17 protein-coding genes are annotated in these 12,592 nt (G+C 58.3%); 4 read left to right on the plus strand and 13 right to left on the minus strand.

Annotation, left to right across the window (positions count from 1 at the left end; genetic code table 11):
• Positions 1-4 precede the first annotated feature (4 nt).
• The 12 genes from atpG to IH971_05065 form a co-directional block, all read right to left on the minus strand.
• On the minus strand, positions 5-871 hold the full coding sequence (atpG, locus tag IH971_05010) for an ATP synthase F1 subunit gamma (GenBank protein ID MCH7497193.1): 867 nt from the start codon (positions 869-871) through the stop codon (positions 5-7).
• A 13-nt stretch (positions 872-884) separates the two neighbouring features.
• Positions 885-2,414: a F0F1 ATP synthase subunit alpha gene (locus IH971_05015; protein MCH7497194.1), complete on the minus strand. Its 1,530-nt coding sequence runs from the start codon at positions 2,412-2,414 to the stop codon at positions 885-887.
• Between the two features lie 122 nt (positions 2,415-2,536).
• Positions 2,537-3,070: an ATP synthase F1 subunit delta gene (atpH, locus tag IH971_05020; protein MCH7497195.1), complete on the minus strand. Its 534-nt coding sequence runs from the start codon at positions 3,068-3,070 to the stop codon at positions 2,537-2,539.
• Positions 3,070-3,564 carry a F0F1 ATP synthase subunit B gene (gene atpF / locus IH971_05025; protein ID MCH7497196.1) on the minus strand — a complete coding sequence of 165 codons (495 nt, stop codon included), beginning with the start codon at positions 3,562-3,564 and terminating at the stop codon, positions 3,070-3,072. The genes atpH and atpF overlap by 1 nt, the downstream gene beginning before the upstream one ends.
• A gap of 30 nt (positions 3,565-3,594) precedes the next feature.
• Positions 3,595-3,858: an ATP synthase F0 subunit C gene (locus IH971_05030; protein MCH7497197.1), complete on the minus strand. Its 264-nt coding sequence runs from the start codon at positions 3,856-3,858 to the stop codon at positions 3,595-3,597.
• Positions 3,859-3,972: 114 nt separating this feature from the next.
• A complete protein-coding gene (gene atpB, locus IH971_05035) occupies positions 3,973-4,734 on the minus strand; it encodes a F0F1 ATP synthase subunit A (GenBank protein MCH7497198.1) in 762 nt (253 codons plus the stop codon).
• A gap of 22 nt (positions 4,735-4,756) precedes the next feature.
• Entirely contained in the window at positions 4,757-5,149 is a 393-nt protein-coding gene (locus IH971_05040) for a hypothetical protein (GenBank protein ID MCH7497199.1), read from the minus strand.
• Positions 5,146-5,409, minus strand: a complete 264-nt coding sequence (locus IH971_05045; protein MCH7497200.1) for an AtpZ/AtpI family protein — start codon at positions 5,407-5,409, stop codon at positions 5,146-5,148. Before IH971_05045 ends, IH971_05040 begins: the two co-directional genes overlap by 4 nt.
• A gap of 24 nt (positions 5,410-5,433) precedes the next feature.
• On the minus strand, positions 5,434-5,865 hold the full coding sequence (locus IH971_05050; protein MCH7497201.1) for a polymer-forming cytoskeletal protein: 432 nt from the start codon (positions 5,863-5,865) through the stop codon (positions 5,434-5,436).
• The gene (locus IH971_05055) at positions 5,858-6,664 is read right to left on the minus strand and encodes a M23 family metallopeptidase (GenBank protein MCH7497202.1); all 807 of its coding nucleotides are present in this window, start codon (positions 6,662-6,664) and stop codon (positions 5,858-5,860) included. Before IH971_05055 ends, IH971_05050 begins: the two co-directional genes overlap by 8 nt.
• A 71-nt stretch (positions 6,665-6,735) precedes the next feature.
• A complete protein-coding gene (locus IH971_05060) occupies positions 6,736-7,632 on the minus strand; it encodes a ParB/RepB/Spo0J family partition protein (GenBank protein MCH7497203.1) in 897 nt (298 codons plus the stop codon).
• On the minus strand, positions 7,625-8,428 hold the full coding sequence (locus tag IH971_05065) for a ParA family protein (protein ID MCH7497204.1): 804 nt from the start codon (positions 8,426-8,428) through the stop codon (positions 7,625-7,627). The genes IH971_05060 and IH971_05065 overlap by 8 nt, the downstream gene beginning before the upstream one ends.
• Before the next feature lie 251 nt (positions 8,429-8,679).
• Between IH971_05065 and IH971_05070 the strand changes: the two genes are divergently transcribed.
• The 4 genes from IH971_05070 to IH971_05085 are packed head-to-tail and all read left to right on the plus strand — an operon-like array spanning position 8,680 to position 12,355.
• On the plus strand, positions 8,680-9,087 hold the full coding sequence (locus IH971_05070) for a hypothetical protein (GenBank protein ID MCH7497205.1): 408 nt from the start codon (positions 8,680-8,682) through the stop codon (positions 9,085-9,087).
• A gap of 40 nt (positions 9,088-9,127) precedes the next feature.
• A complete protein-coding gene (locus IH971_05075) occupies positions 9,128-10,147 on the plus strand; it encodes an NAD-dependent epimerase/dehydratase family protein (protein ID MCH7497206.1) in 1,020 nt (339 codons plus the stop codon).
• 12 nt (positions 10,148-10,159) lie between these two features.
• Positions 10,160-11,344: a glycine C-acetyltransferase gene (gene kbl / locus IH971_05080; GenBank protein MCH7497207.1), complete on the plus strand. Its 1,185-nt coding sequence runs from the start codon at positions 10,160-10,162 to the stop codon at positions 11,342-11,344.
• A gap of 3 nt (positions 11,345-11,347) precedes the next feature.
• Positions 11,348-12,355: a hypothetical protein gene (locus IH971_05085; protein MCH7497208.1), complete on the plus strand. Its 1,008-nt coding sequence runs from the start codon at positions 11,348-11,350 to the stop codon at positions 12,353-12,355.
• Positions 12,356-12,420: 65 nt separating this feature from the next.
• Here IH971_05085 and IH971_05090 read toward each other — a convergent pair.
• Positions 12,421-12,592: hypothetical protein (locus tag IH971_05090; GenBank protein MCH7497209.1), on the minus strand; the 172-nt coding region annotated here is incomplete at its 5' end.

Consider the following 12,592-nt stretch of genomic DNA (forward strand, 5'->3'; position numbering starts at 1 on the left):
AGGCTCAGGCGGCCGTTCGCAGCGCTTCGGCGCCACCAACGATGTCCAAAATTTCCCTGGTTATGGCCGATTGGCGGGCCTTGTTATAGTGCATCTGCAGCTGCTCGATAACGTCCATCGCATTCTGGGTGGCATTATCCATGGCCGTCATCCGCGCCGCCTGCTCCGCGGCATACGACTCCAGCAGATAGCGCCAGATTTGGACGTTCAGATGCCGTGGCACCAGCCCCTCCACTACAGCGGCCATGGATGGTTCGAAGAGCACCTGGCTGGTATCCACCGGACGCCCCTCTTCCAGTGCCAGGGGCAGCAGCCGCTGCTCGCGCTGCTCCTGCACCATGACATTCTTGAACTGGTTAAAGAACACCAGTACCTCATCCACATCGCCGGTCAGGAAGCGGTGCGAAATCTCCCGGCCAAAGGCCATGGCATGGTCAAAGCGCAGCTCTGACCAGAAGTCGATATGATCCGCAAGAATTTCGTACTCGCGGTGCCGGAAGTGATCACGTCCTTTGCGCCCGATACAAATCAGATCCACCCGGTCCCGTCCCAGCTCGATGATCCGCCGCTCAGCCAGTTTCACCAGGTTGGAGTTAAAGCCCCCGGCCATTCCGCGGTCGGAGGTTACCACGACCACCAGACTGCGGCGCACTTCCGGCCGCAGTTCCAGCAGCGGCAAGAGCTGCCGGTCGATATGGGGCAAGAGGCCGAAAAGCACATCGCTGAGGCGGGTGGCATACGGGCGGGCCTGCTGCATGTTCTGCTGGGCCCGGCGGAGCTTGGCCGCCGCCACCAGCTTCATGGCCTTGGTCACCTGCTGGATACTCTTGACCGAACTGATTCGCCGCCGGATGATCTTCAGGCTGACCACAGGAATGTCCTCGTCATGCGATAAATGTTTTCAGAAAGTCGTCCGTGAGGCTGCTCAGGGTCTGTTCGCTATCCGGACTTAGCTCTCCGCTATGGCGAATGGCTGCCAGTAACTCGCCCGCGTTGCTGTGCAGATATTCGAGGAAGTCGGACTCAAATTCCTGCACCCGGTTCAGGGGCAGTTCGTCGAGATAGCCCTTGGTGGCCGCATATATGATGGTCACCTGATCCTCCACTGGCAGGGGACTCCACTGCTTCTGCTTTAAAGTTTCACGGAGCCGCTCCCCGCGCGTAATCCGCTGCAGAGTGGACTTGTCCAGGTCGGAGCCAAAGCGGGCGAAGGCCTCCAACTCCCGGAACTGGGCCAGCTCCAGCCGCAGCGAACCAGCCACCTTGCGCATGGCTTTGATCTGTGCGTTGCCGCCCACGCGGGAAACCGAAATACCGGGATTAATCGCCGGCCTGATACCGGAGTTGAACAGTCCTGTTTCCAGGAATATCTGCCCGTCGGTGATTGAAATGACATTGGTGGGGATGTAGGCCGACACGTCGCCGGCCTGGGTCTCAATGATGGGCAGCGCCGTGAGCGACCCACCGCCACCCTGGTCATTGAGCTTGGCGGCGCGCTCCAGCAGCCGACTGTGGAGGTAAAAGATATCCCCCGGATAGGCCTCCCGCCCCGGGGGGCGCCGGAGGAGAAGCGACATCTGGCGGTAGGCCACGGCGTGCTTGCTGAGGTCATCGTACACCACCAGGGCGTGCATACCCTGGTCCCGAAAGTATTCGCCGATGGTGGCTCCGGCATAGGGTGCGATGAACTGCATGGGGGCCGCCTCCGACGCGCTGGCCACCACCACCACCGTGTAGGCTAGGGCGCCGGCCTGTTCGAGCTCGGCCACTGCTGTGGCCACGGTGGATGCCTTCTGCCCCACCGCCACGTAAATGCAATAGACCGGCGCGTCGCCGTCGTGCGTAGACTTCTGGTTGATGATGGTGTCCAGGGCGATGGCCGTCTTGCCCGTTTGGCGGTCGCCAATAATCAGCTCTCGTTGCCCCCGGCCAATGGGGGTCATGCTGTCGATGGCCTTAAGGCCGGTCTGGAGCGGCTCGCGCACGGGCTGGCGGTCGATGACACCGGGAGCCTTGCGTTCAATGGGAGCGCTGGTCTCGACCTTGATGTCGCCTCGTCCATCGATGGGTTGACCTAGCGGGTTTACGACCCGGCCCAACATGCTCATTCCCACCCTGGTCTCCACCACCCGTCCAGTGCGGCGGGCCAGGTCCCCTTCCTTGACCAAGTGGCTCTCGCCAAACAGCACGAGACCGACGTCGTCCTCTTCCAGATTCAGGGCCATGCCATAAACATCATTGGGAAACTCAACCAGCTCTGCAGACATCACGTTATCCAGACCGTGGACTCGGGCGACGCCATCACCCACCATGATGACCTCACCGACTTCGGCCACGTCCATCTCGACTTTGAACGCGTCGAGCTGTTCCCGCAGCAAGGCCGTTATTTTTTCAGTGTCAAATCCTGAGGACATGAATTATTCGCTCCGTTGCCGTCCACCCATCCCCACCAGCAGCTGATTGCAAGGTGCAATCGCGGAGTGGACCGTGTGTAGCCATCACAAATTGTTATGCTGTGCTTATCACCCAACGTCGGCTAGACGAGCTGCCGACGCAAGAGCGCCAGCCGTCTTGCCAGGGAACCATCCACCAACAGATTTCCCAACCGCAGCTTGATGCCTCCCACTAAGCTGGGATCTATTTCTGACGAAACCCGCAGGGACCGACCTGTCTCCCCGCCGATGCGCTCCCTCAGCCCCGCCAACTCTTTCGAAGTCTGCTCCCGTGGGGTGGTCACATGCAGATCAATAAGGAGACCCTGCCGCTGCGCCATCCGCAGCAGTGCCTTGCTGATATGAGGGAGTTGGATGCCCAGCTTCCGCTCCAGCAGAAGGTGTAGCACCCCGAATTCCATAGCGCTCAAACCTTCGGCCAGGGCGCTGCGCAGTACGGCCATCTTCTCCTTCACTGGAATCCTATGGGTGACAATAACATGACGAAAGGCCCTGTTTTGTCGAAACATAGAGGCCAGCGCCCGGAACCGTTCTACAAAGCTATCCGGCACGCCCTGTTGCGCGGCAAGCCTGTAGGCGGCCTTGGCGAAACGGCGTGCCTCGGAGTTACCCGCCATCAGGCCTGTCCCAGCTGGCGGAGACTCTCTTCCACCAGCCTGCGGTTGTCTTCCGTGGAGAGATTGCGCTCGATCACCTTGCCAGCCATGGATATTGACAAGTCGACCACGTTGGATCTGATTTCTCTCAGCGTCCGCTCGCGCTCAGCTTCAAGCTGGTCCTTCGCCCGCGCCATAAATTCAGCGGCCTTCCCACGGGCCGCCTCTTCCAGCTCCAGCCGGACCCTTTCACCGGCCTCACGGGCACGGGCCATGATCTGCTTGGCCGCCAACCGGCTCTTTTTGAGTTCATCCTGCATCTTGGCTGTCAATTCCTCGGATTCCCGCCGAACCCTGTCCGCCTCAGACAGGGAATCGCGGATACGGTTTTCGCGCTTTTCGAGGGCAGTTATCATAGGCCCCCAGGCTTTTCGCGCTAGTATGGCCAGCACGATGAAAAAAGTAAGCCACGTCCAAATAATGAGACCCGGATCAAACCGAACAAGCTGTTCCATAAGACCTGTTCCTTCAGGGGTACGGGGTTACTACAGTAAAACCACCAATAGCAGCACGACTTCCGCGATGATGGCCACCCCCTCCAACAGGAACAGGGGCAAATTGACGGCCGTGCGGATGTCGGCCGCGGCAGAAGGCTGTCGGGCGGTGCTTTCGGCGGCAGCAGCCGTAAACCGGCCAAATCCCAGACCCGCGCCGATCACCACCAGGCCTGCGCCAATGGACGCCCCCAGGAGCGCAAGACTCTTGGAGCCGCCGCCGGCTTCTTCCGCACCGAAGGCTGATGTCACCATCAGGCCGGCAAGCACCATGACTATTTGAACAAGTCTGTTCTTGGGTATCAGTTTCATGCTCTGTTTAACCTCTCACTTTCAGGGATACTAGGGGAGCAACCACCTGCCTGGTGGTCAATGATCCGGATTGATGGCGGAGCCGATAAACACCGCCGACAATAGGGTGAATACGTAGGCCTGGACCCCCGCGACGATGAGTTCCAGGAAATTGATGCCCACGTTCAGGGCCACCGAGCCAATACCAATCCAGGGATTGGTCATGATAAATATGGGGGCCAGGATAGAAAGCATGGCAATATGTCCGGCTGTCATGTTGGCGGCCAGTCTCATGGTGAGTGCGAAGGGACGCACCAGCATGCTGAGGAGTTCGATGGGGATAAGAATAATCAGGACGGGCCAAGCCAACCCGTGGGGTACCAGATTCTTCCAGTGTCCCACAAATCCATGCGCCATAGTGCCTGCGACGATGATGGCGACAAAAGTAATCATTGCCAGCGAGGCCGTCACCACAGGGTTGGCTGTTGCCGTGCTGCCGCCGGGAATCAGGTCGAAAAAGGGAATGAGCCCCACGATGTTGGCCGTCAGGATAATGGTGAAAAATGCCAGCAGCAGCGGGGACCAGAAGCGAGCATACTGGCGGCCGATGTTGGGCATCACGATTTGGTTGTGGACAAAATCCACCGCCAGCTCCAGAACATTGCTGAAGCCCGTGGGGATCGGCTGTTCCTCCCGGCGATAGCGCCGGGTGCCAAGCAGAAATGCAGAGATAACCAACGCCCCGGTTATCCAGAGCATGATGACGTGCTTGGTGATGGACATGTCAAAGTCGAAAACTGTTAGCGGCACCAACACCTCGCTGTTGGAGACGTGGTGCATGATGACGGCCCCTACTGACTCGCTATGATCCTGCTGAACCACCCACCTCCCAGACTGCCGACTGATACCGGAATGCTTCGTAGATGTGCCAGGCCAGAAAATTCACCAGCAAAGAGGCGATAAACAGGCTAATCGGAAGCGAAGTAACCAGTACAATGGCCGCTGTCCACCCACCCAGCAGCACAACCTTGGCAATAAAATTAGCAAGCACAAATTGTTGATACCCTATGGAGCCCATCCGCTCAGACCGCACAATGAAAGACAGGGCCAGAATACTGCTCACGGAAATAGCCCCCGGAAACAGTCCTCCCGCCAACACGGCCAGGGCGCCGGCGCTCCCCGCCAAAAGCCAACTGATCCCTGCACCAACCAGCAGCATGGCCGCCAGCAGCATGGCTCCCACCAGCGGCTTCACTGGTCTCTGCCAGGAGGAAACATGACTTTCCAAATGCCGTACAGGCCCACAATCACGCCCATCAGCAGCCCGAGCCCCAAGAGGTAAGGCCCGGACTCAAACCTACGATCAAGGAAGAAGCCACCCAGCCCCAACCCCAGCACGGCACCGGTCATGTTGGTGGCTGCGTTTAAGAGTCGCCGGGATGGATCGGGGCCTGGGGACATGACTGGAAAATGGGGCCGGGGTGTGCGAATGATTCGTATGAGTGCGGGGTCCATCGTTAGGTACGGCGACCCCTCGCCCTAGTCTGACGCCTGGGTGTGACCCTTCTCATCCGCAGGAATTTGGTCGCCGTTGGCCATGATACCATCCTTGGCCGAGGGTGCAGCCTTAATCTTGGTCCCCTCCATTTTGCATTTCCCGGTGAATTGGGCCCCTTCTTCAATCACCAGCAGTGAAGCGCGCAGGTCGCCCACCAGTTTGGCCGAACTGCCCAAGGTGCATCGGCCTTCGGTTGTCAGACTCCCCTCCAGCTCGCCATCAATCACCGCCTCCTTAGCAGTGACGGCTCCCTTGATCAGCGAGTCTTTCGCTGAGCGTACCTGGCCGTTGGAGTGTATGTCCCCCAGAACAGTTCCATAAATTAGCACAGAGCCCTTGATGTCCAGATTTCCCTGGACCACCGTGTTGGGGCCAACAATGGTATTGGTCTGCGAGTTGTCGTCCCTAGCCATGCGTTTCTACCGATACGTCCTGTTGTCTGTAAAGATCAATGAATAACCGGGGATCAATGGCGCGCCCATCCTTCCAAATCTCGAAATGCAGGTGGGGCCCCTGGCTGATGCCTGTGTCCCCCACCAGACCAATGGGCTGCCCGCGCTCCACCCATTGCCGCGGCGACACCAAGTTGGTTCGGTTATGGCCGTAAAGGGTGAAATAGCCGTGTCCGTGGCTGAGTATGATCATGTAGCCCAGATCTTCGGTCCACCGTGAAAGAACCACCAGCCCCGCCGCTGAGGCTGACACCATATCACCAGCGGAGGCGGCGATGTCCACGCCTTCGTGATTGACCTGCAGGTCCAGCTCATGCAGCAATAGTCCCCGGGTAACATATCCATTGACGGGCGGGTAAGTGGGGATGTTCTCGAGAAAGTTGATGTAAATATTGTCGAGAAATATGCCCCCCTCGCGGCGATCCAACAGTCCGGGCTGACCATCCTCATCCAGATCGATGGCCAGCTCCAGCTCCTGAATCAAGTCTACGCCTCCAGAGTTGAACCGGCTGCTACTCAGAAGAGCATAGCGCACCTTCTCCCTGTAACTGGCCAACAGACGGTTTTCCCTCTGGATCTCGTCGTAGTCGGCGAGGCGGGGGAGCAAGACCACCCATCCCGCTAGCAGCGCCAAGGCAGCCAAGACAGCCAGGCTCATGGCGACAACAAACTGGCCGAATCTCAACCAGTAGCTGCGGGTCCAACCACCCCCCTCGGACATGAGGATGAGCTGGTAGTTGCGATTCCACAGCTTATTCAAAAAGCGCATGAGTTTAGCCCAGCTGAAAAAGGTGTGTCAACGGAAATGTTCCTCCACGCCGGCCCGCCCGCTCAACTCGCCCCCGGATCGCCAAGGATGATTTTCAGGACTCGATCAAGGTCCTCTTGGGAGTAGTAGGAAATCTCAATCGTTCCGGCTTCGTTGTCCCGCGGCTTGACCCGTACCTTGGTGTTCAGCCGGCTGAGCAGCTCCACCTCAACCCTGTTCACAAAGGCCGGCTTAGGCAGCTGCCTCCTCGCAGGACCACTGCCGGGCTGGTCAGCATTTCTCGCAGAGGCTCCCGCAATCGCCTGTACCGCCGCCTCCGTCTGCCGTACACTCAGTCCCTGGGCGACAATCTTTTTCCACAGTTTTTGCATGAGCGCCGGCTGTGGCAACCCCAACAGGGCCCGCGCGTGACCCATGGTGATCTCATCTTTCCTCAGGCTCCCTTTGATCTCAGGGGGCAGCTGCAACAGGCGCAGTGTGTTGGCTACCGCTGGGCGGCTCATGCCGACCTGTTCGGCAATCATCTTCTGGGTAAGGTCGTACTTACCATGCAGCAGTGCAAATGCCTCGGCCTGCTCCACGGGGTTCAGGTCTTCCCGCTGAATATTTTCCACCAAGGCGTATTCCATCATGTCCACGTCCGAATCGACGCTTAGAATATAGACCGGCACTTTTTCCAACTGCAGAGCTTTTGCCGCTCGCAGTCGTCGTTCCCCGGCCACAAGTTGATACCGGCTAGCACCAGCCTCCCTGACTGTTAGCGGCTGTATGATACCGTTGGCCTGAACTGACTGAATAAGGTCGGCCATCTCTTCGTCGCCAAAATCCTTTCGGGGCTGCATTGGGTTAGGGTCGATAACGTCAACTGAGAGATGCGGTTGACCGCCCTCCGACACCGCCACCTCAGGCAGAGGAATGAGGGCCCCCAGCCCCTTGCCCAGGCGTTGCTTCTCAACCATTGGCTCTCAACACCTCGCTTGCCAGTGCCATGTAGTTTTCCGAGCCAACCGAGGAGGCATCATAGAGTATAATAGGCTTCCCATAGCTGGGGGACTCGCTCAGGCGCACATTACGCATGATCGTGGTCTCATAAACTTTCTCGCCGAAATAGGCCCGCACTTCGTCGGCGACTTGCCGGGAAAGATTCAACCGGCCGTCGTACATGGTGATGAGCACGCCCTCGATTTCCAGGTCCTTGTTCAGTTGCCGCTGGATGAGCCTGATCGTGTTGAGCAGCTGGGAAAGGCCCTCCAAGGCGTAATATTCACACTGGATGGGGATGAGAACTGAATCAGCGGCAGTTAATCCGTTGATGGTGAGCAGCCCCAGTGAAGGTGGGCAGTCAATGAACACAAATTTGTAGTTGTTGGTCACCTGGGCCATGGCCTTGCGCAGGAGGTACTCTCTGGCCAGCATTCCCACCAGCTCTACCTCGGCGCCCACCAGCTGGTGTGTGGAGGGGATCAGGTCCAGGTGCTTTAGCTGCGTCCCGATGATGGCCTCGTCAACACTGGTATTCTTTGTGAGGATATCATACACCGAGTGTTTGCTGGCACCTATTTCAACTCCAACTCCACTGGTCGCGTTGGCCTGGGGATCCAAATCGATAAGCAGGGTAGGAATCTCGCTGGCAGCCAGCCCCGCCGCCAGGTTCACCGCCGTGGTCGTTTTACCGACACCGCCCTTTTGATTGGCAATCGTGATGATTTTGGGGGCTGAGGCCACAGGGTATCCGTTTACGCCTTCGTCCGTCATGAGTTAAGCAAAGCTACGTGCCCCTGATCGTCAGATGCAAGGTCGGCAGGCGCACCAGCCACCCTCACTCGCGAACGAAGGGGAGGATTATCTTGCGAGCATTCGGGGTCAAATCTAAATTCGCAAAACCTTGAACACACCCATATTTTTGCCCGAATCAAGCAGTTTCGGAAGTCTCAGATGTACCTCTCCAAGGCCCTTGGACAGCAGCCTTATTCGGTACTGACACCGCTGCTGCTCACGACGCTGCCATGACATCTATCCCCAGCCGCGAAGAAGTGACCCGACGGGTGCGGGACCAGCTGGGCCCCGATTCTTCGGAGGAGATGGTCGCCTCCATCGTGGGCCGGGTGATGGCGCTCCTGCCCACCATCCAAACGGAGGTCGGCCGTGGCAACTCGGACGTCATCATTGTCGCCTATGGCCGTAACCGGTCGGGAATTCTGGCCGCCATTGCCGGGGTACTCGCCGATCACAAGTGCGACATTGTGGACATCAAGCACACGTTGCGGGAAGGGCAGTTCGCCCTTACACTCGCGGTAGCGGCAGGCTCCGCTATTTCAAGCCGGGAGCTGCAGTCCGCCCTGGCCCAACCGGCAGCAGAGTTCGGCATACAGATCTCGGTCCTGGGCGGCGCTGCCAACGAATCCGTCCGTTAGCGGGGCCCCGTGATGACACCGAGCTGCAGGTCGTAATCGCATGCGCCGACAGGCCATACTCATCACAGGTTCTAACGGCGAGATCGGTCATGGGCTGATCGCAGCGCTGCATGAGCGGGGCGACGCCCACCTGATCGGTCTGGACCTGGAGGCGGCGGACCCAGCCATCAAGACATCCCTCTGGGAGGCGATCTCCGGCAATATTCTGGACCGCACCATACTGGACCGCCTCAACAGCCAGTACGCCTTCACCGATATTTATCACCTGGCGGCCTTGCTCAGCACGCGGGCCGAATTTTCCCCCACCACCGCTCACCAGGTGAATGTTAATGGCACCCTGAACCTGCTGTCCATGGCCGTGGAGCAGGCACGCAGCCAGGCACGTCCCGTGCGGTTCTTCTTTCCCAGTTCCATCGCCGTCTACGGGTTCGCCAGTCTGGCGGAAAAGGACCAGGCCGGTGCGTTGGTCGAGCCGCAATACCTGGCCCCCCAAACCATGTACGGGTGCAACAAACTGTACTGCGAGCTGCTGGGGGCCTACTTCGCCCGGCACTACCAGCGCCTGGCCGCAGATGCAGGCAGTATACGGCTGGACTTCAGGGCCATCCGTTTCCCGGGATTGATCAGCGCGCTGACCGCCCCCTCCGGCGGCACGTCCGACTACGCTCCAGAGATGCTCCATGCAGCCGCAAAGGGCCAGCCCTACGACTGCTTTGTGCGGGAGGATACGCGCATGCCCTTTATGACCATGCCCGATGCTATCCGGGCCATCGGCATGCTCATGGATGTCCCCCGGAAAGCACTGACGCAGCTGGTCTACCATATCAAGGCTTTCAATCCCTCTGCGGGTGAATTCCGCCAGCGGGTGCTGGATGCGTTCCCTGCGGCCCGCATCGGATTTAAGGTGGACGAGAAGCGCCAGAGCATGGTGGACAGTTGGCCCGCGGATGTGGACGATGCCGCTGCCCGCAGGGACTGGGGGTGGCTGCCAGAGCACGATTTAGAGGCTGCCTTTGCCGACTATTTGCTGCCTGATGTCCGGTCGCGGTACGACAGCTAACCGGGAGGAACCATGGACTCGACCTCGGCGCGATTGATAGCTGAGCTGGATGGCATCCGCGCGGCCGGCTTGTTCAAGCAGGAGCGCATCATTCACTCGCCCCAGGGCGCGGAGATTGTGGTGGGCGGTGCCACGGTGCTCAACTTCTGTGCCAACAACTACCTGGGGCTGGCCAAGCACCCAAAACTCATCCAGGCGGCCCAGGAGGGGCTGGCCCGGTGGGGGTTTGGCCTGAGCTCGGTGCGCTTCATCTGTGGCACCCAGGAAATCCACATGACCCTGGAACAGAAAATTTCCGCCTTCCTGCAGACCGATGACACCATCCTCTACACGTCTTGTTTTGATGCCAACGGCGGACTGTTCGAGACGCTGCTGGGTCCGGAAGACGCCGTTATTTCCGACGCCCTCAACCATGCCTCCATCATTGACGGCATCCGCCTGTGCAAGGCCCAGCGGCTGCGCTTCGCTCACGGCGACATGGCGGACCTGGAGCGCTGCCTCGCCGAGGCCAAAACCGCCCGCACCCGCCTCATCGCCACCGATGGCGTGTTCTCCATGGACGGTGACGTGGCCCGGCTGGCGGACATCTGCGACCTGGCCGAGCGCTATGACGCGCTGGTGATGGTGGACGATTCCCACGCCACGGGATTCTTCGGGCCCACCGGACGGGGCACCCCGGAGCAGTGCGGCGTCATGGGGCGCGTGGACATCATCACCTCCACCCTGGGCAAGGCGCTGGGCGGGGCCTCGGGGGGCTTCACTGCGGGCCGGCAGACCATCATCGACCTGCTGCGCCAGCGCTCCCGGCCCTACCTGTTTTCCAACACCCTGGCACCGGCCATCGTGTCCGCCGGCATCGCCTGCCTGGATATGCTCAGCGGAACGACGGCGCTCCGCGATAGGCTGGCGGAAAACACCGCCACCTTCCGCGAGCAGCTGAGCGCAGCGGGCTTTGACATCACCCCCGGCGAACACCCCATCGTGCCCCTCATGCTGGGGGAGGCCAAATTGGCCCAGGACATGGCCGCCGCCATGCTGGAGGAGGGCATCTATGTCATCGGGTTCTTCTACCCGGTAGTGCCCAAGGGGACGGCCCGCATCCGGGTGCAGATCAGCGCCGCCCACACCCAGGCGCATCTGGACCGGGCGGTGGCGGCGTTCGTGAAGGTGGGCAAGAAATTTGGGGTGGTGGGGTAAGTAATGATTGGAGAACCAACCCTATTTATCTTAGGAGCGGGGGCAAGTGCGCCCTACGGCTACCCAACTAGTTATGGTCTATGGGAAAGAATCGTGGGGAGATATCCAGAAAATAGCCCGGTCGCACCAATGGAACGAAGATCATTCCGCGAATTTTACTCTGGTTATCTTGGGAGGAATCCTGAAACGAGCGCGACGCAAGAGAAATTGATCGTAAACTTGGATAAGTTCCACAATTCCTTTTTCGGTGCTGATCCTTCAATTGACAGGTTTATATCGAGAAATTTAAGCTTCGAAGATTTGGGCAAAAAGGCTATTATCACTATGCTCTTTCATGCGGAACAATATAGCGCACTGCCTGAAACCTTGGGTGATAGGGGCGACGATTGGCTAACTTATTTGCTTCGAGAGATGACCAGGGACATTGTCCAGTCCGACAAATTTGCGACCTTCCATGATAACGATGTTACCTTTATTACATTTAACTATGACCGGTCCCTTGAGCAACTCACATACAATTACCTATCCAGTTCGTTCAGCGAATTACCTGATGAGGCTATTGTTAATGCAATAGAGGGACTGCGTATATTGCACGTTAACGGCGTACTTGCACCCTTACCCTGGCAAAAGAAAGATGGTATTAAGCAAGAATATAGAAAAGCACTCAAAACCGTAGATATCCATTCCCATGTACAAAATATTCAAATCATTTATGATCAGCAGAGTAATGATACAAAAATAGAGATTGATGCAAAATTAAGAGCAGCAAAACGCATATTTTTTCTTGGATTTGGCTACGCAGATGAGAACATGAAGCTACTAGGATTTCCAGAAATTCTCGAACCAAACCAACAAATTCATGGAACTACAAAAGGATTCGTCTCGCACGAGGTAGACCACATTATTAACCTTTACTTCGTGGCAGAAAAAAAACGGCTAGCTACACCTCATCTAACGAATCAAAATTGCTTGGAGTTACTGAGGAATAACATCTTCAAGATGGCTTCTTGAACGTCACGCACTGGCGCTGATGAGTGTGGTGGCGTAACGCCAACGCCCGACGAAGATTCCGCCCCCTAGGCGGCCCCCTCCACGACCGGCTTTGGTTTGGGCCTGGCCACCGGCGCTGCCCCCACGGGTAGCTGTTCGGTCTGCCGCAGCACAGCCAGCAACCAGATCAACCCCGTGGCGGAGGCAATGGCGATGGAGATCACCATAGCAAACCAGACGTAGGTCACGGGCAGGTGC

The sequence above is a fragment of the Candidatus Neomarinimicrobiota bacterium genome (assembly GCA_022560655.1).
Taxonomy (GTDB): Bacteria; Fidelibacterota; Marinisomatia; order SCGC-AAA003-L08; family TS1B11; genus JADFSS01.